This is a genomic window from Catenulispora pinisilvae, from assembly GCF_015356865.1.
Taxonomy (GTDB): Bacteria; Actinomycetota; Actinomycetes; order Streptomycetales; family Catenulisporaceae; genus Catenulispora; species Catenulispora pinisilvae.
In genome coordinates, this window is the sequence record NZ_JAAFZA010000032.1 from 32,064 (window position 1) to 52,210 (window position 20,147).

Below are 20,147 nucleotides of genomic sequence, written 5' to 3' on the forward strand. Positions count from 1 at the left end.
CCGCACGATCATGGGACTGTCCAAGCGCACCCGCGTCATCGGGATATCGCTCGCCACCGCCGCCGTCGTCGGCGCCGGGGCCGTCGCCGCCTTCTCGGCCGGCGCCACCGGCAGCAGCAGCGGAACCGTCACCGCCGCCTTCGCCAAGACCTCGGACTGGGGCACCGGTTTCCAGGGGCAGTACACGATCGCCAACGGCACCGGGCAACCGGTGCATGACTGGACCGTCTCCTTCGACCTGCCGGCCGGGGAGCGAATCAGCTCCCTGTGGGACGGCACGATGACCGCCGCCGGGCAGCACATCACGGTGACCAGCCCCACGTGGGGCGCCGACATCGCGACCGGGACCAGCGCCACGTTCGGGTTCGTGGTGGACGCCACCGCCGGGTCCGCCACCCCGCTGAACTGCCTGATCAACGGTGCGGCCTGCACCGGCGGGGCGCCCGGCGGCGGCCCGACCTCCGCGCCGGGCGGCGGTTCGAGCGCCCCGAGTTCGGCGCCGAGCTCCAGCGCCGCCCCGACCGGCACGCCGTCGGGCAAGCCCAGCTCCGCGCCCTCGTCGGCGCCGAGCAGCGCGCCGACCTCGGCCCCGTCCTCGGTCCCGGCCCCGCCGGCGGCCGGCGGCTCCTACTCCTTCGCGCCCTACGTCGACACCGCCCAGCGCCAGGACCTCGGCGCGATCGCGGCGGCGGCCGGCACGAAGTACGTCACCGGGGCGTTCGTCCTGGCCTCCGGCAGCGGCTGCACCCCGGCCTGGAACGGCACCGCGGACCCGACCTTCCAGACCAACCTCAAGGCCGGCATCGCCGACCTACGGGCCAAGGGCGGCGACGTGATCGCCTCCTTCGGCGGCGCCAACGGCACCGAGCTGGCCCAGGCCTGCACCGACGTGCCGAGCCTGAAAGCCGCGTACAAGTCGGTGATCGACACCTACAACCTGACCCACGTCGACTTCGACATCGAGGGCGCGGCCGGCACCGATCAGGCCTCGATCACCCGCCGGGCCCAGGCGCTGGCGCAGTTGCAGTCGGACTACGCCGCGGCCGGCAAGACCCTGAACGTCTCGCTGACTCTGCCGGTCCTGCCCTCCGGCCTGACCGCCGACGGCCTGAACGTGGTCAGCGCGGCGGCCAAGAACGGCCTGAAGGTCTCGGTCGTCAACGTCATGGCGATGGACTACGGCGACTGGGCCGCCCCGTCCCCGGCCGGCAAGATGGGCCAGTACGCCGACCAGGCCGCGCAGTCCCTGCACGACCAGCTCAAGACCGTCTACCCGGACGCCGCTGACGCCCAGCTGTGGGCGATGGTCGGCATCACCCCGATGATCGGCGTCAACGACACCAACGACGAGGTGTTCCAGGTCGCCGACGCCAAGGTGGTCGAACAGTTCGCCGCGCAGCACCACATCGGCCGGCTGGCCATGTGGTCGCTGACGCGGGACCAGGCGTGTGCGCAGCCGTCGTCGTGGGCCTCGCCCACCTGCTCCTCGATCCAGCAGGGCGCGTACGACTTCTCGCACACCTTCGAGGCCTTCTCCGGCTGACCCCCACCCCGGGTGCCTCGGATCACAGGTGCCGGTTCCGTCCACAGGACGGGATCGGCACCTGTTCGCTGGTGGCACGTTCGGCTCTGCGGACGCTCGGCTGTGCAGAGCGTTCGGCTATGTGGACGTTCGACTGTCGGTGTCGTGTCGCACACCAACATGCTGTCGCGCACACGACAACGCCCGCCTCCTGGGACACCCCTAGGTGGCGGGCGTTACGTTTTTTCCCCACGTGGGCGCCAACGGGAGTTCGGGGCGGGGGCGCCGCTGTGGGTCATGACCCGTGGTGGTGGCAAGGTCGGGGAAGTGGTAGCGGTGCGCTCCAAGGGGCCCGCCCCCTGGAGCGCCGCCGGTACGTCCCCCGTTGGGTACTGCGACGAGATTCCCTGGGCGGGTCAGCCCTCACGCTGCGGCGGAATACCGTTCAGCAGCGCGCGCACCTCCTGCTCGCGGTAGCGGCGGTGGCCCCCCAGGGTGCGGATAGAGGTCAGCTTGCCGGCCTTTGCCCAGCGCGTGACCGTCTTGGGGTCGACGCGGAACATCGTGGCGACCTCAGCGGGCGTGAGCAGAGGCTCAGCGTCCGGCGTACGTGCGGTCATATGGACTCCTCCTGACGGAAACGGGCACCCAGCGCGCCCGATTTCTCGTGGACCCTCCCCGATAGCCTCGCTTGCCCGGTCCCGGGAAGACCGTGCGGCCGTGTCGGTTATAGGACGAACGGCTTGTCGTTCACAGTACAAGTACACCATCCAACCGGGGCCGTGGGCGATATCTATGAAATCGATACACAAAACCCGCACCGGCCGACCGCGGACGTAGGGGCCGATATACGGACAGCTTCACCCCTGTAACGCTGTGTCGATCGAGGACGGCATCAGCTGGTTGCTTCACCCGCCATGCCCGGATTCGACCCCGGGGTCCCGGTCGCGACCGGCCCGAGGGCGATCTTGACACGGACTACGCCCGCTGCGGAAGGCCTCTGATCGCCGCGGGTGCTGAGCACTAGTTCGCGCGCGCTAGAACCCTTACCGCGTCCCACTTAGCGCGATAGCGCAGATACGCAGCGGTCACACCGGTGTCGTCACCCTGAGCCAGAGCGCCGAGACCATCTGCTACGTACCGGACCGAACAATCCAGGACCACTCCGTCCACCCGCTCCTCGGCGCCCAGCGCGCCCTGCGCTACCAGTAACCCCATCAGGCCGCCGTAATCGAGCTCTACGACAGACAACGGATGGAACTCCTCCAGCCACATCCCCAGCGTCTCCACAGCCTCCACGAGCGGACCCGCCCCGAGCGAGCGCTTCAGGACTCTCAACGCCCTGGCACACCGCTTGCGCGCCTGGCTCATCGCGGTGCGGAAGTGGAGCGTCGGGACCGCGACCTTCTCGGCGCCCTCGCGTCCGTCGTCGCCGTCACCGGCGCCCCCGCCGCCGTCCTCGCCGCCGCGTACCGCGTCCTCCAGACCGAACAGGACCAGCCAGCGGATCGGGACCTGCCAGGACGCCGTCAGGATGTGCGGCAGTGCCTCCGGGTCGTCGGCCCACCACCGTTCGTACTCACTGTCGGCCCGGTCGAGCACCGCCTGCGGCCAGAACAGCCGCACGCCGCCGTCGCCGTGGACCGCGCGGAGTTCGGTGAGCGCCAGCCAGGACCGTAGACGCGACTGCCAAGGGCACAAGAGCGGGGCGGCACCGTCGTCCAGCACATAGGCGACCCGCGCCTCGTTCTCCGGGACGGCGATCGGCGGGACCGCGATCAGCCCGCGCAGGGCGGCGCTCTGCTCCTCGGCGAGGGTCTTCGGCTCGGGGTTCCGCCGCAGCCAGTCCTCCCACTCCCCGCGCTCTCCGGCGGGGAATGCGGCCAGCGGCTCATAGACCCGCAAGTAGGCCATGTAGGGCGCCGGAATCGCGCCGCCGGGGGATGCGCGCACGTAGTGATGCTCTCACCTATGGCGCCGCCGCGCGTCACGCATGTGCCGGTCGGTCAACCGATCCCGACGCGTCCCGAGCCATCTCAGCCCCACGCACCCCTGCGCGCCCCGGCCCGAATAGGCTTCCTCCATGCTGCCTCCGATCCCAGGATCGAAACCGGGCGATCCCCACGCGGCCCTGCGGAGGCCGGAGGCCGAGTACCACAGCAAGCCTCCCCGACCACCAGTCATCACCAGGAGCGACGCAGTGTCCGACAAGACTGACAACGACGTCAGCGAGGTATTCGCCAACGACCACGAGCAGGTCGTGTACTGCCGCGACGAAGAGACCGGCCTGAAGGCCATCATCGCGGTCCACAACACCCTGCTCGGCCCCGGCCTCGGCGGTACCCGCTTCTTCCCCTACGCGAGCGAGCAGGACGCGCTGAAGGACGTCCTGCGTCTTTCGCGCGGCATGTCCTACAAGAACGCCCTCGCCGGTCTGGACCTCGGCGGCGGCAAGGCCGTCATCATCGGCGACCCGAACGAGATCAAGTCCGAGGCGCTGCTGCGCGCCTACGGCCGCTTCGTGCAGTCCCTCAACGGGCGCTACTACACCGCCTGCGACGTCGGCACCTACGTGCAGGACATGGACGTCGTCTCCCGGGAGTCGAAGTACGTCACCGGCCGCTCGGTGGAGTCCGGCGGCGCCGGCGACTCCTCCGTGCTCACCGCCTACGGCGTCTTCCAGGGCATGCGGGCCTCCGCCGAGTACCTGTGGGGCGCCCCGTCGCTGGCCGGCAAGCGGGTCGGCGTCTCCGGCGTCGGCAAGGTCGGCCGTTACCTGGTCGGGCACCTGATCGAGGACGGCGCGTCGGTCGTCGCCACCGACCCGTACGAAGGTGCCGTGCAGTGGCTGCGCGACAACTTCGCGCAGGTGGAGATCGTCTCCAGCGCCGAAGAGCTGATCGGGGCAGACATAGACGTCTACGCCCCGTGCGCGCTCGGCGGCGCCCTGGACGACGCCACGGTCGCCGCGCTCACCGCGAAGATCGTCTGCGGTGCGGCGAACAACCAGCTCGCGCACCCCGGCGTGGAGAAGCAGCTGGAGGCCCGCGGCATCCTGTACGCGCCCGACTACCTGGTGAACTCCGGCGGTGTGATCCAAGTCGCAGACGAGATCCAGGGGTTCGATTTCGAGCGGGCCAAGCGCCGGGCGTCGGGGATTTTCGACACCACGATGCGGATCTACTCCCTGGCATCGGAGGAGGGTGTGCCCCCCTCGGTGGCCGCAGACCGGCTCGCCGAGCGGCGCATGCGGGACGTGGGTCGCTTGCGGGGCGTATACCTTCCGTAAGGGTGACCGAGGAATGGTGGACGGGCGGAAAATCGCCGGAGCTCCGAGCCTGGCCGCACCGGTCCCTTGCCATGCGCTGCGCTTACGGCAAGCCAAGGACCCACAGCCAACACCGGGCTGAGGGTCCTTGTCCGGCACGCCCAGCCTCGTTCCCGACGAGTTTTCCGTGCGCCGCGGCGGCGCTGCCGCCTCGCCAGACCGACCACCATTCCTCGGTCACCCTTAGCCTCCCGATAGGACGCCTCGTCAGATACCCCCGGTGGCGCGTGGCATCGATGCGGGTATAAGCGCTATCGTGGGGTCGTGCCTGTGACACCCGAGTAACGCGGTCGGCTATGCCTGTTCGTGCCGATCAGCCGTATGGCTCGTACCGATCGGTTGGGGAAACAGGTACCGTGAGTTCTCACGACTGACCGTATGACCGGAGCAGGGGCAGACCAGCCCCGATCGTTGAGGGGGTCGAGCCAATGGGGCGCGGCCGGGCCAAGGCCAAGCAGACGCGGGTCGCCCGAGACCTGAAGTATCGCGACGTGGGGACCGACCTGACGCAGCTCCAGCGTGAGCTGCAACGGGACGGGCACACGTCCAACGGGCACACCGCCGAGGCACCGTCGCAGCAAGAAGACGACGACGACGCGGACGACGACGAGTTGTACGCGAAGTACGCCGACGATGACGGCGTCGATGACGACTACGACAGCGCGGACGACGGCGGTTCCCACCGCAGTCACCACCGCAGTTGAGGCTGGACCGGGCCGCCGAGCACCGGTTGAGTAGGCCCGTCCCACTGGGACGGGCCTTCGTCACGCCTTAAAGAGATGCCCACGCGTGATGTGCGTGTGGTTGGTGGGACAGATGATGCGCCCCAGCGGGGTCACCGCCGAGGCGCCTTCTTGGCTTTCCCGAAAAGCAGCAGGTACTACTTAGAGCGACCGAGGATTGGTGGCCGGTCTGGCGAGGCGGCGCAGCCGCCGCAGCGCACGGAAAACTCGGCGGGAACGAGGCTGGGCGTGCCGGACGGACGCCCTCGACCCGGCCCGCGCCTGCGCGCAAATTGGCACGAGCGTCGTGGGCGGTCGGCTTGCAAGCGCAGCGCCGCAAGGCACCGGTGCGGCCAGCCTCGGAGCTCCGCCGATTTTCCGCCCGGCCACCAATCCTCGGTCGCTCTTACTACTGCGCGTAGTCGCCGTGCAGGGACGCCGCGCCGTCGCCGCCCTTCGCACCGCCGACGGTCGCCGTGCCGTCCGCCGCCGCGACGACCTCGCCGCACACCCAGCCCGGCAGCCCGCGCTCGGCCAGCAGCGCCAGTGCCGGGTCCACCGATGCCGCCGGAAGCACCGCGACCATGCCGACACCCATGTTCAGCGTCTTCTCCAGCTCCAGCGTCGCGACCCCGCCGAGCGCGCCGACCGTGGTGAACACCGCCGGCGGCGTCCAGGTCGCGCGGTCCAGCCGCGCTTCCAGCCCCGCCGGGATGATCCGCGCGATGTTGGCCGCCACGCCGCCGCCGGTGATGTGCGAGAACGCGTGCACCTGGACGTGCGCGATCAGCGCCAGGCAGTCCAGCGAGTAGATCCGGGTCGGCTCCAGCAGCTCCTCGCCGAGGGTGCGGCCGAACTCCGGCACCTCGCGGTCCAGCTGCCAGCCGGCGACGTCGAAGAACACGTGCCGCAGCAGCGAGTACCCGTTGGAGTGCGCGCCGGAGGAGGCCATCGCGACCAGCACGTCGCCCTCGCGGACCCGCTCCGGGCCGAGCACCTTGTCGGCCTCGACCACGCCGGTCCCGGCTCCGGCCACGTCGTACTCACCCGGCTTGAGCAGGCCCGGGTGCTCCGCGGTCTCGCCGCCGACCAGCGCACAGCCGGCCAGCACACAGCCCTCGGCGATGCCCTTGACGATCCCGGCGACGACCTCGGGCACCACCTTGCCGGTGGCGATGTAGTCGGTCATGAACAGCGGCTCGGCCCCGCACACCACCAGGTCGTCCACGACCATGCCGACCAGGTCCCGGCCGATGGTGTCGTGCCGGTCCAGGCGCTGCGCGATCGCCACCTTGGTGCCGACGCCGTCGGTGGAGGTGGCCAGCAGCGGCCGGTCGTACGCCTTCAGCGCGGAGGCGTCGAACAGGCCCGCGAAGCCGCCGATGCCGCCCAGCACCTCCGGCCGCCGGGTCTTGGCGACCCACTCCTTCATCAGCTCGACCGCGCGGTCGCCGGCCTCGATGTCGACGCCGGCGGCGGCGTAAGTGGCTCCTGACATGGGGGTTCCTTCGGTGTATGCCTTGAGCGGCGGTCAGCGTCGGCCGCGCTCGGTCACGGGCGCGACAGGGCGTCGGTGTGGGCCAGCGGGTCGACCGCGATCTCCAGGAGGTGCTTGCCCAGCAGCTCCTCCTCCGGCAGCGCGATCGGGTAGACACCGTCGAAGCACGCGCGGCACAGCCGCTCGGCGCTCTGGTGCGTGGCCGCGGTCATACCGTCCAGGGTGATGTACGCCAGCGAGTCGGCGCCTATCGACTTGGCGATCTCCTCGGTGCTCAGACCGTTGGCGATCAGCTCGGCGCGGGTGGCGAAGTCGATGCCGTAGAAGCACGGCCACTTCACCGGCGGGGAGGAGATCCGCAGGTGCACCTCGACGGCCCCGGCCTCGCGCAGCATCTTCAGCACCGCCCGCTGGGTGTTGCCGCGCACGATCGAGTCGTCCACCACGACCAGCCGCTTGCCCTCGATCACCTCGCGCAGCGGGTTCAGCTTCAGCCGCACGCCCAGCTGGCGCAGGGTCTGGCTGGGCTGGATGAAGGTGCGGCCGACATAGGCGTTCTTCACGAAGCCCGAGCCGTACGGGATGCCCGACTCCTCGGCGTAGCCGATGGCGGCCGGCGTCCCGGACTCCGGCGTGGCGATCACCAGGTCGGCCTCGACCGGCGCCTCGCGGGCCAGGATGCGGCCCATCTCCACGCGCGCGGCGTGCACGTTCCGGCCGGCCAGGGTGGCGTCCGGGCGGGCCAGGTAGACGTACTCGAAGACGCAGCCCTTGGGCCGCGGCTCGGCGAAGTGCCGCGAGCGCAGGCCGTTCTCGTCGACGGCGATCAGCTCGCCGGGCTCGATCTCGCGGATGAAGCTGGCACCGACGGTGTCCAGCGCGGCCTGCTCGGAGGCCACGACCCAGCCGCGGTCCAGCCGGCCCAGCATCAGCGGCCGCACGCCCTGCGGGTCGCGCGCCGCGTAGAGCGTGGTCTCGTCCATGAAGACCAGGGAGAAGGCGCCGCGCAGCAGCGGCAGCACCTCCACGGCCGCGTCCTCCAGGGACCGGTCCGGGTAGGACGACAGCAGCTCGGTCATCAGGCCGGTGTCCGAGGTCATGGCGTGCTTGTCGGTGACCCCGGTCACGGCCCGCCGCTCGGCGGCCAGCCGCGCCAGCTCGCCGGTGTTGGTCAGGTTGCCGTTGTGGCCCAGGGCCACGGCGCCGTGCGCGGTGGCGCGGAAGGTCGGCTGTGCGTTCTCCCACACCGAGGAGCCGGTGGTGGAGTAGCGGTTGTGGCCGATGGCCAGGTAGCCCTGCAGGGACTGCAAGGTGGCCTCGTCGAAGACCTGGGAGACCAGGCCCATGTCCTTGTAGACCAGGATCTGGTTGCCGTTCGAGACGGCGATCCCGGCGGATTCCTGGCCGCGGTGCTGGAGCGCGTACAGGCCGAAGTACGCGAGCTTGGCGACCTCTTCGCCGGGGGCCCAGACACCGAAGACTCCGCAGGCATCCTGCGGGCCGGTGTCCTGGGGATCTAGTTCGTGGGTGAGTCTGCCATCGCCGGGGCGGAAGCCGGAAGGGTGGATCACACATCGAGTCTAAGCCACGGACTGTGATGATCCTCCCGACCGATATACCTGCCTATCTGCAAATAGGACCATCGGCGCGGCTATGGCCTCATCCCATCAGGGGCAGGAACTCCTTCAGGTCCGCCCGCTGCCCGCTGGCCGCCACCAGGGCCTCATCCATCGCTTCAGCCCAGGTCATCCGGCCGGCGGCGAGCCGGATCCAGGTCCGCGGCGCCATCTCGACCACGTTCGGCGGGGTGCCGCGGGTGTGGCGCGGACCCGCCACACACTGCACCGCGGCGAACGGCGGCACCCGCAGCTCCACGGAATTGCCCGGGACCTTGGCCGCCATCGCGTCGGCCAACTGGCGGACGGTGATCGCCAGCGCCTCCCGGTCGTGCGGGAACTCGATCCCGGTGGACCGCTCCAGGTCGTCGGCGTGCACCGTGGCCTCCACGATCCGCGAGACCAGGAAGTCGTCGAACCGCATCGGGCCGAACCGCATGGCGATCAGGTCCTCGTCGCCGTAGCGCGCCATGAGCTTCTCGGCCTCGGCCACCTCCTGGGCCAGCACCACGCCGCCGTCCACCAGCTCCCGGGTGCCGGCGTCGACCGCGGCGCCGGCGGTCGGCGTCGAGGTCATCCAGTCGTAGACCTCGGCCTGCGCCCCGGACACCGGCTCGGCCGCCCGGGCCAGGACCGTGTGCACGGTGAAGGCCACGTGGCCGACCAGCGTCTTCACGTCCCAGCCGGTCAGCTTCGACGGCTCGGCCAGCTGCTCCGGCGTCAGGCGCGCGGCGTATCCGACATGGGCCTGCCACTGGTTCGCGACCGCTTGGCGGACCTTGGCGGGGGCGGGACGGCGGGTCTTCGGCATGTCGCGGAATATAGCGGAGCACTGAGACGGCCGGGAGGGCCAATCCGGGTGCTTTGGCACGCGGAGGACATGTTCTGACGTCCACGTATCAGTGCCGCGCAGCCTCTCCCGACAAACTCATCCGTTCCGGTGAACAGTGTCGCGAGTTGCGGTGATCTGCCTGATTCGCGACTACCGTGCTGTCACCGTGATCACCGCCCAGACTCCCGCCCCGACCCCCGAACGCCCGGCCCTGGCCGGCGCGATCGACGCCCAGGCACGCCGGATGGACCAGTTGTCCGCCGCGATCGTCCGGGCCACCTCCCAGGTGACCTGGTCCGGCCGGGCCGCGGAGCGATTCCGGGCGCGAGCCGCGGAGCGCTCGCGGGAGTGCCTGCAACTGGCGGTGGCGCTGCGGGCTTCGGCCGAGCGGGTGCATGCGGCGGCTATGGCGGCGGTTGGGGCGGTTGGGGCTGCTGGCGCGGCACAAGCGGGGCCGGACGCGTGGCCCGCGCACAGCGGCCAGAGCGACGTCGGCGAGCCGGTCGCGCCGGGGTTAGCGCGGTGAGTATCGAGAAGGAGTCGGCGGGCGCCAGCTTCTACGCGCTCGGACCGGAATTCGAGTGGTTGGCTTCGGCGTGGGACGGCTTCGCCCGCGAACTGGCCGAGGTCAGCACGACGTTGCGACACGTCGTCGAGGCCGCCACCGCGGATCCGCAGCTGGCCGCCGAGTCCTCGGGCCTGGCGGCGCTGGAGTCGGCGACCGACCGGCTGCTGCGTGAACTGGTCGACGACGCCGCGCGCATCCGGCGGACGCAGGCGACGTACGAGCAGGCTGACGCTACGGTCCACGCGGCCGTACCCCCCACGCAGCCCGCCGCCTCACCACCCGTGTTCGGCGTTCCCTCGCCGGCCGAATACCAGGGGGAGGCCACACCCGGGCCGCCCGACGGCTCAGGCCTCTGGCACCCGGCGACCGCCCAACCCCAAGACCTCTCCGAAACCGCCCTCGGCACCCTGAGCCGCCTGCGCCGCCAGATCGTCGCCCGCGCCGAACACTGGGTCGCCCAGCACGTCCCCTACAACCAGCACGTCTGGCACGAGGGCTACCGCACCGACTGCGCGGGCTACGTCTCCATGTGCTGGGGCCTGCGCGACTCCCTGGTCACCTCGGCCATGCCCCATGTAGCGCACCGCATCGCCAAAGAAGACCTGCGCCCCGGCGACGTCCTGCTGAACACCGACGTCGCCACCGGCCACGTCATCATCTTCGACCGCTGGGCCGACTACGCGCACAACTCCTACGTCGGCTACGAGCTGTGCCCGCAGGGGACACTGCACCACGTGATCCCGTACCCGTACTACAGCGGGTTCGGCGTGTACGAGCCCTACCGCAACAACAATGCGGGTGACTGATCAGCACCGTGCGCCTACCGTGGACGCACTATGGCCTGGTTCGTACATCTGACCCCGGAGAAGAACGCCGCGCGCGTCCGCCGCTCCGGGCTTTCTCCGGTCAGCCGATCCCGCGGTGACGATCCGCGCCCCGGCCTCTACTGCACGCCCCTCCTAGGGGACTACACGCTGACCTACCAGTGGTCCCGCGAGATCAAGCGCTGGAAGTCGCCACGCCTGGTCGCCGTCCACTTCCGGATACCCGACGACACCGCGGTGACCGTGGGCTACTACGGCAACGTCCCCCAAGAAGTGACCGCCGCACAGGCTGTAGCGCGCTTCCTATCCCTCTCGCCTGAGGAGATGCGCGGCTACGAGGTCTTCCTCCGGCGCGGGGTCGCTGCGCAGGAGATCCGCCGCATAAGGTCCCTCAACCGCCCTGTCGGCTGGCGCTACGAGCCGACCGCGCATGGCCGCCGCCCCTGCCCGTGCCCGGCGTGCATGGCCCGAGGCGAGTATCGGATCTCCAGAATCCGCGACAAGTCCGAGTACTTCGACCGGAGCCACATCCGGCCTCGCCAGGAAGTCATGGAGAAGCTGCGCACCGCACAAGAAGGCGCGGCGATCGTCGAGCTCCTGGACGAGCTTCACGGCCGCCGGCAGAGCGACGTGTTCCGGGTCGCCCATCTCGCCGACCACCCGGACCCGGCCGTCCGCGAAGCACTCGCCTACGCCCTCTACGGCTTCAACAGGAAGGTCGCCGCGGAGCTCTTGGAAAGGCTCCGCAGCGACCCTGTCAAAGACGTACGCGAGGCCGCCGGGGCGGACGAGGACAACGCCGCCCAGACGTAGAGCCTCGCGCTCGTATCACCCTCAGGCGTCGACCACCGAGTGCCCGAACAGCTTCCGGAACGGCCCCTCGTGCGCCGCCCGCAGCTCTGTCAGCGGCACCGTGAACTGCCCCTGCACCTCCAGCACCGCTTCACCCGACAGCACTGCTTCACCCGACAGCACTGTGCCGTCCACAACGCCGACCCGCGCCACGGGCAAACCGCGCGCCACGCACATGTCCGTGAACCGCAGTTCCTCGCTGCGCGGCACCGCGACCACCGCGCGCCCCGCCGACTCCGAGAACAGCGCGACGAACGGGTCCAGCGCGTTCCCGTCCGCGTCCGTCTCCGGCAGGACCAGGCGGGCGCCGTGGCCGCCACGCAGGCAGCTCTCGACGACCGCCTGGGCCAGGCCGCCGTCGGACAGGTCGTGCGCGGCGGAGAGCATGCCGTCGCGGGAGCCGGCGATCAGGACCTCGCCGAGGACCTTCTCGCGGTGCAGGTCCAGGCGCGGGGGCAGGCCCCCGAGGTGGCCGTGGACCTCGTGCGCCCATTCCGAGCCGCCGAACTCGTCGCGGGTGTCGCCGAGCAGGAGCAGGATCTCGCCCTCGCGCTCGAAAGCGCCGCGGGTGCGGCGGTCGACATCGTCGATCACGCCGAGGACGCCGACCACCGGGGTCGGGTGGATGTTCACCTCGCCGGTCTGGTTGTAGAACGACACGTTGCCGCCGGTGACCGGAGTCCCCAGCTCCAGGCAGGCGTCGGCCAGGCCGCGGCAGGCCTCGGCGAACTGCCACATGACGTCCGGGTCCTCCGGCGAGCCGAAGTTCAGGCAGTCGGTGACGGCCAGCGGCCGGGCGCCGGTGGCGGCCACGTTGCGGTAGGCCTCGGCCAGCGCCAGCTGCGCGCCGGCGTAGGGGTCGAGCTTGGCGAACCGGCCGTTGCCGTCGGTGGACAGCGCCACGCCGAGCGAGGTGCCCGGCAGCGCCGCGTCCAGCCGCACCATGCCGGAGTCCTCGCCGTGGCCCAGGACCGTGTTGCCCTGCACCCGGTGGTCGTACTGCTCCAGGGCCCAGGTCTTGTCAGCCAGGTTCGGCGAGCCGACCAGCTTCAGCAGGGTCTCGCGCAGCTCGTCGGCGCCTTCCGGGCGCCGCAGCCGGGCCGCGGTCGGCACGTCGGCCTGGAGCGCGTCCTGCCACTGCGGCCGGGCGAACGGCCGGTTGTACACCGGGCCCTCGTGCGCCAGGGTGCGCGGCGGCACGTCCACGATCACCTCGCCGTGCCACCACATACGCAGCCGGCCGGTGTCGGTGACCTCGCCGAGCGCGGTGGCGGTGACGTCCCACTTCTCGCAGACCGCCAGGAACGCCTCGACCTTGGCCGGCTCGACCACGGCCATCATCCGCTCCTGCGACTCCGACATGAGGACTTCCTCAGGGGTCAGCGTCGAGTCGCGCAGCGGCGCGGCGTCCAGCCGCACGTCCATACCGCCGGTGCCGGCCGCGGCCAGCTCGGTGGTGGAGCAGGTGAGCCCGGCCGCGCCCAGGTCCTGGATGCCCACGACCAGGTCGGCCGCGAAGATCTCCAGGCAGCACTCGATGAGCACCTTCTCCATGAACGGGTCGCCGACCTGGACGCTGGGCCGCTTGGCCGGGCCGTCCTCGTCGAAGGTGGCGCTGGCCAGCACCGAGGCGCCGCCGATGCCGTCGCCGCCGGTCCGGGCGCCGAACAGGATCACCTGGTTGCCGGGCCCCGGGGCCTTGGCCAGCTTGATCTCGTCGGCCCGCATGACCCCCACGCACAGCGCGTTCACCAGCGGGTTGCCCAGGTAGCAGGGGTCGAAGACGATCTCGCCGCCGATGTTCGGCACGCCCAGGCAGTTGCCGTAGCCGCCGACCCCGGCCACCACGCCGGGCAGCACCCGCGCGGTGTCGGGGGCGTCGGCCGGACCGAACCGCAGCGGGTCCATGACGGCGATCGGACGGGCGCCCATGGTGAGGATGTCGCGCACGATGCCGCCGACCCCGGTCGCCGCGCCCTGATACGGCTCGACATAGGAGGGGTGGTTGTGCGACTCCACCTTGAAGGTGACGGCCAGGCCCTCGCCGACGTCCACGACGCCGGCGTTCTCGCCCGGACCGACCAGCAGCGCGGCGGTCTTCGGGGCCTTCTCGCCGAACTGCTTCAGGTGCACCCGGGAAGACTTGTAGGAGCAGTGCTCGGACCACATGACCGAGTACATGGCCAGCTCCGAGGAGCTGGGGCGGCGGCCCAGGATCTCGCGGACCCGCAGGTACTCGTCCTCGGTCATGCCGAGTTCGCGGTACGGCTGCTTCACTTCCGGCGTCGTGGCGGCCTTGGCGACGGTGTCGAACGCGGCCGCGGTGTCCTCGAACACCGAGGTGGTGTCGAAGGGCTGGTCGGAGACGTGACCGGTACTCATGCGGAAACCAAGCTCTTGAGGATCGAGGTGAAGAACGGCAGACCGTCGGTGCCGGGGACCCTGCGATTCTCGATGAACCCAGCGGGGCCGGTCAGCTCGTCGATGGCGTACTCGGGGTGCGGCATCAGGCCGACCACGTTCCCGGCGGCGTTCGTGATGCCGGCGATGTCCCGCGCCGCGCCGTTGGGGTTCGCCAAGTAGCGGGCCAGCACCCGGCCCTCGGCCTCCAGCGTGTCGAGCGTGCGCTCGTCGGCGACGAAGCGGCCGTCCACGTTCTTGATCGGGATGACGGCCTCGGCCCCGGCCTCGTAATCCGAGGTCCACGCCGTGCGGTTGTTCTCGATCCGCACAGTGACGTCGCGGTTGATGAAGTGCAGGTCGCCGTTGCGGATCATCGCGCCTTCCAGCAGATGCGCCTCGCACAGCACCTGGAAGCCGTTGCAGATGCCCAGGACCGGCAGGCCGCCGCGGGCCGCGTCGATGAGCGTGTCCATCACCGGGGAGAACCGGGCGATGGCCCCGGCGCGCAGGTAGTCGCCGTAGGAGAACCCGCCCGGGAGCACGACCGCGTCCACCTGGTGCAGGTCCCTGTCCTTGTGCCAGAGCTCCACCGGCCCGGCCCCGACCGCCGCGGCGGCGCGCAGCGCCTGCTGGTCGTCCAGGGTGCCGGGGAAGGTGACGACGCCGATGCGGGCCGGCATCAGGCGCTCTCGGCGTCGGCGGGGAGCACCGTGACCTTGAAGTCCTCGATCACGGTGTTGGCGAGCAGCTTCTCGGCCATCTGCTCGGCGGTGGCCCGCAGGGTGGCCGGGTCGGCGTCCGCGAGCTCCAGCTCGAAGCGCTTGCCCTGGCGGACGTTGGTGACGGAGTCGAAGCCCATTCGAGGAAGTGCGCGCTGCACCGCCTGGCCCTGGGGGTCGAGGATCTCGGGCTTGAGCATGACGTCGACGAGGACGCGGGCCACAGGTACTCCCATTGCTTCAGCGCCGGCACGTCCGCGCCGGCGCTATTGGATGGCGGTGATCCCGATTCTACCGGGGGTGATGCGTGCTTCCGGACGCTTGATGCCGAGCTCACCCCTGAGGGTGCCGCGCACCGTGCGGACCGCCGTCACGGCCCAGAACCCGACGAGCAGCGCGTAGAGCCCGCAAGCCAGCCACGCGTAAGCGGCCAGCCCGGTGTGGTGCCACAGCCCGGTGGCCCCGGTCACACAGGTCCCCACCGGGAAGGTGAGCGCCCACCAGGTCAGCGCGAACGGCAGGCCCCGCCTGGCCACCCCGGCCACGATCAGCGAGGCCAGGGCCAGCCAGATCATCGCGAAGCCGAGCACCGGCACGCCGTACAGCACGGCGAACGGCTTCAGGGCCGCCGCCAGTTGCGGGCTCACGGCGCCCCGTCCGACGTCCGCCAGGTTGTTCACCGCCGTCACCGACTGCCCGAGCGGACCCAGGACCAGGAACAGACCGGGGGCGGCGACGGCCGCGCCGACCTTGTGGTGCACCAGCTTGGAGAACACCACCGGCAGGATGATCATGGTCGCCAGCAGGCTGACGCCGAACATCGCGTAGCAGCCGAGCAGCATCGTCTCGCGGGCCTGGCCGGCCGCGGCGTGCGGGATCAGCTGCGGGCCGGTGGCGGCCGAGACCATCGGCGCGACGATCGGCAGCAGCCAGGCCGGGCTGGCGCTGCCTTCGGCGATCTCGTGCCGGGTCATCATCAGATAGGGCACCACGATGGTCGTGGCCAGGCCGATCACAGTGCCGACCAGCCACAGCGCCCAGGCCAGCCCGAGCGCGGCCCCGGTGCCGATCCAGGCCCGGCCGACGATCATCGTCCCGGCGGAGACCGCGGTCAGCGCCATCGACAGGCAGCCGTAGAACGGAGCCACCGCCGGGTCGAGCAGGTCGCGGCGGGCTTGGTCGGCGTGCCAGCGCCAGTGTGCGGCGCGCGCCAAGAGGACCACCCCGAGCCAGAGCACGGCAACGGCCCAGACCACGGTGACCGCCGTGCGGGGCGCGCCCCGTTCGAAACCGGGCAGCCCGGCCCCGGCGTTGGCGATGATCGCCGTGCCCATGACGGAGGCGTACCAGTTGGGGCCGATATGGCGGAAGATGTCCATGCCTCCAGCCTCCCTGGCACGGCCGGGCTGAACTAGACCCCAATCAGGCATGAGGTCATAGAGGTCCTCTATGACCTGGCGCTCTGAGCTGCTGCTCCTAGACGAAATCCTCGCCGGTGAGTCGTTCGTAGGCCTCGACGTACCGGGCCCGGGTGGCCTGCACGACCTCCTGGGGCAGGGCCGGCGGCGGGGTGTCGGACTCGCGGTCCCAGCCGGAGGCCGGGGAGGCCAGCCAGTTCCGCACGTACTGCTTGTCGAACGACGGCTGCGCCCGGCCCGGCTTCCACTCGTCGGCCGGCCAGAACCGCGAGGAGTCCGGGGTCAGCGCCTCGTCGGCGAGGACCAGGGTGCCGCCGCGCAGCCGGCCGAACTCGAACTTGGTGTCCGCCAGGATGATCCCGCGCTCCTCGGCGATCTCGCGGGCCCGCGAGTAGACGGCCAGCGTCAGGTCTTTCAGGTGCGCGGCCAGTTCCGGGTCGCCGATCCGCTCGGCCATCACGTCGAAGCTGACGTTCTCGTCGTGCGCCCCGATCTCGCCCTTCATCGCCGGAGTGAAGATCGGCCGGTCCAGCCGCGAGCCGTCGACCAGCCCGGGCGGCAGCTTCACGCCGTTCGCGGTGCCGTTCTGCTCGTACTCGACGAGCCCGGAACCGGTGAGGTAGCCGCGGGCCACGCACTCCACGTCCACCATGTTCAGCTTCCGGCACAGCATCGCCCGGCCGCGCAGCTCGTCCTTGTAGGGCGCCAGCTCGGCCGGGAACTCCTCGACATCCGCGGTGAGCACGTGGTTCGGCACCAGTTCGGCCAGCTGCCGGAACCACCACATGGACAGCTGGGTCAGGATCCGTCCCTTGTCGGGGATCTCCGTCTCCAGCACGTAGTCGAAGGCGGAGATCTTGTCCGAGGCGACGAGCAGCAGATCGTCCCCGACCGCGTAGAGGTCGCGGATCTTGCCGCTGGCGATGTGGTTCAGGCCGGTGATCACGCGCTCAGCCTACCGGCGGTCCGGGCCGACCCCTCCGCGGCCCGGACCGCCTCACACTCGCCTCACACTCGCCTCACCCGCGGCCCGGTCTCAGCCCGCCTTGGGCTCCCGCTCGTACAGCCGCCGCGACCAGGCGTAGGAGAGCACCGCGACGCCGATACACCAGGCCAGCGAGATGACCAGGTTGTCCCCGATCTCGGTGCCGGTCAGCAGCCCGCGCAGGGTCTCGTTGACCGGGGTGAACGGCTCGTACTCGGAGAACCAGCGCATCCCGGTCGGCAGCGAGTCGGTCGGGACGAAGCCGCTGCTCAGGAAGGGCAGGAGCATGAGGAACATCGGCGAGTTGCTGGCCGTCTCCACGCTCTTGGCCGACAGTCCGAGGCCCACACAGAGCCAGGTGATCGCGAAGGTCAGCAACAGGACCACGCCGATCGCGGCGAACCACTCGGCCACGTTGGCGTGCGGCCGGAAGCCGACGCCGATGGCGGCCAGGGTGACCACGGTGACCCCGACCATCGTCTGGATCGCGGCGGCGACGACGTGCCCGGTCAGCACCGACGACCGCACGACGGCCATGGTCCGGAACCGGGCGATGATGCCCTCGGTCATGTCCTGGGCCACGGCGATCGCCGTGCCCTGAGCCGCGGCGGCCACCGCCATCACGATGATCGCCGGGGCGACGTACGCGGCGTAGGCCTGGCGGCCGCCGTGCACCCCGACCGGGGTCCCGCTGCCGAGGCCGGAGCCGAGGGTCCCGCCGAAGACGTAGACGAACAGCAGCAGGAAGACCAGCGGCATCAGCATGACCATCAGGGTCAGCGACGGATAGCGCTGTAGGTGCCGCAGGTTACGGCGCAACATGATCCGGGCGTGGATCCAGGCGTGCGAGCGGGTGTCGACGCCGTCGGCCGGTGTCATGCCGCTCATAGTCGTCATGGCGGTCATGGTCAGGCTCCTTTCTGGCCGGTCAGGGCGAAGAACACGTCGTCGAGGTCGGGGGTGTGCACGGCCAGCGCCTCGACCTCGACCGAGGCGTCGTCCAACTGCCGCAGCAGGGTCCGCAGCGTGCCGATCCGGCCGTCGCCGGCCAGTTGCAGGGTGAGCGTGTCGTCGTCGCGGCCGGTCGAGGCCAGGATGGTCGCCGCGGCTTCCAGTTCCGCCCGGTCGGCGAAGGTCAGCTCGATGTGCCCGCCCGGGATGCGCTTCTTGAGCTCGGCCGGCGTCCCCTCGGCGACGATCCGCCCCTCCTCCAGCACCGCGACCCGGTGCGCCAGCTGGTCGGCCTCCTCCAGGTACTGGGTCGTCAGCAGGATGGTCGTCCCCTCGGCGGCCAGCGCGCGGATGATGCCCCACATCACCCGGCGGCTGCGCGGGTCCAGACCCGTGGTCGGCTCGTCGAGGAAGATCACCTTCGGGTCGCCGACCAGGGTCATCGCCAGGTCGAGCTTGCGCTTCATGCCGCCGGAGTAGGTGGCCGCCGCCTTGCCGGCCGCCTCGGTCAGCTCGAACCGGGCCAGCAGGTCCTCGACCCGGCGCCGGCCGACCGCCCGCGGCAGCAGGTGCAGATCGGCCATCAGCATCAGGTTCTCGCGGCCGGTGAGGTAGCCGTCGACCGCGGAGAACTGGCCGGTGACGCCGATCGCGCGCCGCACCGCCTGCGGGTTCTTCGCCGGGTCGTGGCCGGCGATGCGGATGTCGCCGGCGTCCGGGCGCAGGTAGGTGGTCAGCAGGTGGACCGCGGTGGTCTTGCCGGCCCCGTTCGGGCCGAGCAGGGCCGAGATGGTGCCGGCCGGCACGGTCAGGTCGATGCCGTCGAGCACGGTCTTGGCGCCGAAGGACTTGCGCAGGCCACGGGCGGAGATCGCGGGGGCCGGGTTCGCGGCGGACAGGTTCGCCGAGGCCGGGTTCGCTGGCGCCGGGTTCGCTGGCGCCGGGTTCGCGGGAGCCGGGTTCGCGGCGGCGGCCGCGCTGTTCTGCGGGGGGATCGTCACGGTCCTCACTCCTCGTCCAGGCGCGGGGTCCGGCGGATGGTGACGTCGCCGAGCTTGGTGTTCGCGTGGACCTCGACCTTGTCCACCGGCTCCCCGGCCGCCGGCGCGGCGGCGTCGTCGAGCCCGTTGTAGACCCGGCCGACCCCGGCGTTCAGATCCAGCCAGGCCGCGCTGCCGTCCCGCACGCCGACCTCGACCGAGCCGTTCTTGGAGGTGGCGGACACCTTGCCGCGCACCACCTCGCCGATCCGCACCTCGCCGTTGGAGGTGGAGGCGGTGAGATCGGACAGGGCGCGGTCCACGTACACCGCGCCGTTCGAGGACTTCACCACCGCCGGGCCGGTCACGACGCCGACCCGCACCTTGCCGTTGTCGCTGGACACGTCGGCGGTGCCGTCCACCGCGCCGAGCTGGATCACGCCGGACCCGCTGCTCACCTCGGCGGCCCCGCTGACCTCGTCCACCGAGGTCTCGCCGAGGCCGTTGCGCAGCTTCAGCGGGCCGGTCTGGGCCAGCCGCACGGTCCCCAGGCCGGTCTTGAGCTGGACGGTGCCGAGCACGCCGACCGACTGGACGTCGCCGATCTCGGCCTCGCCCCGCAGGTCGGAGTCGGTGGGCAGCTCGAGGACCAGGTCGATCGACTCCGGGCGCCGGGAGCTGAAGTTGACGAACCGGTTGCGCGGCTTGCGGCTGACGACGGTCAGCGTGCGGGTCGCCGCGTCGTACTCGACGGTGGTGTTCTCGGCGGCCTTGACGTCGGCGGCCTTGTTCGGATCGCTCGGCCGGACCTCGACCACGGTGTCGGCGCGGTCGGCGGCGGCGATGCGGACGTCGGCGACGTAGAGGTCCAAGACGACGGTGATCGGGGACGGGGTGTCGAAGGTCGACGGAGACATCTGGGAATCCTT

19 protein-coding genes are annotated in these 20,147 nt (G+C 70.9%); 6 read left to right on the plus strand and 13 right to left on the minus strand.

The genetic code is table 11. The annotated features are described in order from the left end of the window. Positions 1-10 precede the first annotated feature (10 nt). Positions 11-1,543, plus strand: a complete 1,533-nt coding sequence (locus tag IZR01_RS11695) for a cellulose binding domain-containing protein (protein ID WP_194923809.1) — start codon at positions 11-13, stop codon at positions 1,541-1,543. A gap of 395 nt (positions 1,544-1,938) precedes the next feature. On the opposite strand, the gene bldC is transcribed toward IZR01_RS11695, so the two are convergent. Further along, positions 1,939-2,142, minus strand: a complete 204-nt coding sequence (gene bldC / locus IZR01_RS11700) for a developmental transcriptional regulator BldC (RefSeq protein WP_012784549.1) — start codon at positions 2,140-2,142, stop codon at positions 1,939-1,941. A 403-nt stretch (positions 2,143-2,545) separates the two neighbouring features. Beyond that, entirely contained in the window at positions 2,546-3,475 is a 930-nt protein-coding gene (locus IZR01_RS11705) for a DUF8083 family protein (RefSeq protein WP_194893604.1), read from the minus strand. Between the two features lie 247 nt (positions 3,476-3,722). Between IZR01_RS11705 and IZR01_RS11710 the strand changes: the two genes are divergently transcribed. Together IZR01_RS11710 and IZR01_RS11715 are read left to right on the plus strand one after the other, a co-directional pair. Continuing rightward, positions 3,723-4,811: a Glu/Leu/Phe/Val family dehydrogenase gene (locus tag IZR01_RS11710; RefSeq protein WP_194893605.1), complete on the plus strand. Its 1,089-nt coding sequence runs from the start codon at positions 3,723-3,725 to the stop codon at positions 4,809-4,811. A 467-nt stretch (positions 4,812-5,278) separates the two neighbouring features. Beyond that, the gene (locus IZR01_RS11715; RefSeq protein ID WP_194893606.1) at positions 5,279-5,554 is read left to right on the plus strand and encodes a DUF3073 domain-containing protein; all 276 of its coding nucleotides are present in this window, start codon (positions 5,279-5,281) and stop codon (positions 5,552-5,554) included. Positions 5,555-5,981: 427 nt separating this feature from the next. Here IZR01_RS11715 and purM read toward each other — a convergent pair whose 3' ends face one another. The 3 genes from purM to IZR01_RS11730 all read right to left on the minus strand — a co-directional run bounded on the left by purM (position 5,982) and on the right by IZR01_RS11730 (position 9,497). Next, positions 5,982-7,070, minus strand: a complete 1,089-nt coding sequence (gene purM, locus IZR01_RS11720) for a phosphoribosylformylglycinamidine cyclo-ligase (RefSeq protein WP_194923810.1) — start codon at positions 7,068-7,070, stop codon at positions 5,982-5,984. 53 nt (positions 7,071-7,123) lie between these two features. Beyond that, positions 7,124-8,641, minus strand: coding sequence for an amidophosphoribosyltransferase (gene purF, locus IZR01_RS11725; RefSeq protein WP_194893608.1), 1,518 nt, complete (start codon positions 8,639-8,641; stop codon positions 7,124-7,126). An 88-nt stretch (positions 8,642-8,729) separates the two neighbouring features. Continuing rightward, a complete protein-coding gene (locus IZR01_RS11730; RefSeq protein ID WP_194923811.1) occupies positions 8,730-9,497 on the minus strand; it encodes a maleylpyruvate isomerase family mycothiol-dependent enzyme in 768 nt (255 codons plus the stop codon). A 187-nt stretch (positions 9,498-9,684) separates the two neighbouring features. On the opposite strand from IZR01_RS11730, the gene IZR01_RS11735 reads away from it, so the two are divergent. Genes IZR01_RS11735 through IZR01_RS11745 form a run of 3 tightly spaced genes read left to right on the plus strand, consistent with a single transcriptional unit; the run spans position 9,685 to position 11,723 of the window. After that, positions 9,685-10,044, plus strand: a complete 360-nt coding sequence (locus IZR01_RS11735; protein WP_194923812.1) for a hypothetical protein — start codon at positions 9,685-9,687, stop codon at positions 10,042-10,044. Next, positions 10,041-10,892, plus strand: a complete 852-nt coding sequence (locus IZR01_RS11740; RefSeq protein WP_194896473.1) for an NlpC/P60 family protein — start codon at positions 10,041-10,043, stop codon at positions 10,890-10,892. Before IZR01_RS11735 ends, IZR01_RS11740 begins: the two co-directional genes overlap by 4 nt. A 30-nt stretch (positions 10,893-10,922) precedes the next feature. Beyond that, the gene (locus IZR01_RS11745; RefSeq protein ID WP_194923813.1) at positions 10,923-11,723 is read left to right on the plus strand and encodes a HEAT repeat domain-containing protein; all 801 of its coding nucleotides are present in this window, start codon (positions 10,923-10,925) and stop codon (positions 11,721-11,723) included. Between the two features lie 21 nt (positions 11,724-11,744). On the opposite strand, the gene purL is transcribed toward IZR01_RS11745, so the two are convergent. The 8 genes from purL to IZR01_RS11785 all read right to left on the minus strand — a co-directional run bounded on the left by purL (position 11,745) and on the right by IZR01_RS11785 (position 20,135). Continuing rightward, positions 11,745-14,144 carry a phosphoribosylformylglycinamidine synthase subunit PurL gene (gene purL, locus IZR01_RS11750; protein WP_228559250.1) on the minus strand — a complete coding sequence of 800 codons (2,400 nt, stop codon included), beginning with the start codon at positions 14,142-14,144 and terminating at the stop codon, positions 11,745-11,747. Beyond that, positions 14,141-14,845, minus strand: coding sequence for a phosphoribosylformylglycinamidine synthase subunit PurQ (purQ, locus tag IZR01_RS11755; protein ID WP_194923814.1), 705 nt, complete (start codon positions 14,843-14,845; stop codon positions 14,141-14,143). The genes purL and purQ overlap by 4 nt, the downstream gene beginning before the upstream one ends. Beyond that, a complete protein-coding gene (purS, locus tag IZR01_RS11760) occupies positions 14,845-15,108 on the minus strand; it encodes a phosphoribosylformylglycinamidine synthase subunit PurS (RefSeq protein ID WP_323746484.1) in 264 nt (87 codons plus the stop codon). Before purS ends, purQ begins: the two co-directional genes overlap by 1 nt. 42 nt (positions 15,109-15,150) lie before the next feature. Beyond that, positions 15,151-16,263 carry a TDT family transporter gene (locus tag IZR01_RS11765; protein ID WP_194923815.1) on the minus strand — a complete coding sequence of 371 codons (1,113 nt, stop codon included), beginning with the start codon at positions 16,261-16,263 and terminating at the stop codon, positions 15,151-15,153. Between the two features lie 97 nt (positions 16,264-16,360). Beyond that, positions 16,361-17,248 carry a phosphoribosylaminoimidazolesuccinocarboxamide synthase gene (locus tag IZR01_RS11770; RefSeq protein WP_194923816.1) on the minus strand — a complete coding sequence of 296 codons (888 nt, stop codon included), beginning with the start codon at positions 17,246-17,248 and terminating at the stop codon, positions 16,361-16,363. A gap of 90 nt (positions 17,249-17,338) precedes the next feature. Beyond that, positions 17,339-18,166, minus strand: coding sequence for an ABC transporter permease (locus tag IZR01_RS11775; RefSeq protein WP_194896489.1), 828 nt, complete (start codon positions 18,164-18,166; stop codon positions 17,339-17,341). A gap of 29 nt (positions 18,167-18,195) precedes the next feature. Beyond that, positions 18,196-19,137, minus strand: coding sequence for an ABC transporter ATP-binding protein (locus tag IZR01_RS11780; RefSeq protein WP_194896490.1), 942 nt, complete (start codon positions 19,135-19,137; stop codon positions 18,196-18,198). A 107-nt stretch (positions 19,138-19,244) separates the two neighbouring features. Next, positions 19,245-20,135: a DUF4097 family beta strand repeat-containing protein gene (locus IZR01_RS11785; protein ID WP_194896479.1), complete on the minus strand. Its 891-nt coding sequence runs from the start codon at positions 20,133-20,135 to the stop codon at positions 19,245-19,247. Positions 20,136-20,147: the final 12 nt, after the last annotated feature.

What these genes read in the sequence shown, in the direction of transcription:
- IZR01_RS11695 (WP_194923809.1), top strand. Translation starts at nt 11, where the DNA reads ATGGGACTGTCCAAGCGCACCCGCGTCATCGGGATATCGCTCGCCACC.
- bldC (WP_012784549.1), bottom strand. Translation starts at nt 2,142, where the DNA reads ATGACCGCACGTACGCCGGACGCTGAGCCTCTGCTCACGCCCGCTGAG.
- IZR01_RS11715 (WP_194893606.1), top strand. Translation starts at nt 5,279, where the DNA reads ATGGGGCGCGGCCGGGCCAAGGCCAAGCAGACGCGGGTCGCCCGAGAC.
- purM (WP_194923810.1), bottom strand. Translation starts at nt 7,070, where the DNA reads ATGTCAGGAGCCACTTACGCCGCCGCCGGCGTCGACATCGAGGCCGGC.
- IZR01_RS11730 (WP_194923811.1), bottom strand. Translation starts at nt 9,497, where the DNA reads ATGCCGAAGACCCGCCGTCCCGCCCCCGCCAAGGTCCGCCAAGCGGTC.
- IZR01_RS11745 (WP_194923813.1), top strand. Translation starts at nt 10,923, where the DNA reads ATGGCCTGGTTCGTACATCTGACCCCGGAGAAGAACGCCGCGCGCGTC.
- purL (WP_228559250.1), bottom strand. Translation starts at nt 14,144, where the DNA reads ATGAGTACCGGTCACGTCTCCGACCAGCCCTTCGACACCACCTCGGTG.
- purQ (WP_194923814.1), bottom strand. Translation starts at nt 14,845, where the DNA reads ATGCCGGCCCGCATCGGCGTCGTCACCTTCCCCGGCACCCTGGACGAC.
- IZR01_RS11765 (WP_194923815.1), bottom strand. Translation starts at nt 16,263, where the DNA reads ATGGACATCTTCCGCCATATCGGCCCCAACTGGTACGCCTCCGTCATG.
- IZR01_RS11775 (WP_194896489.1), bottom strand. Translation starts at nt 18,166, where the DNA reads ATGACACCGGCCGACGGCGTCGACACCCGCTCGCACGCCTGGATCCAC.
- IZR01_RS11785 (WP_194896479.1), bottom strand. Translation starts at nt 20,135, where the DNA reads ATGTCTCCGTCGACCTTCGACACCCCGTCCCCGATCACCGTCGTCTTG.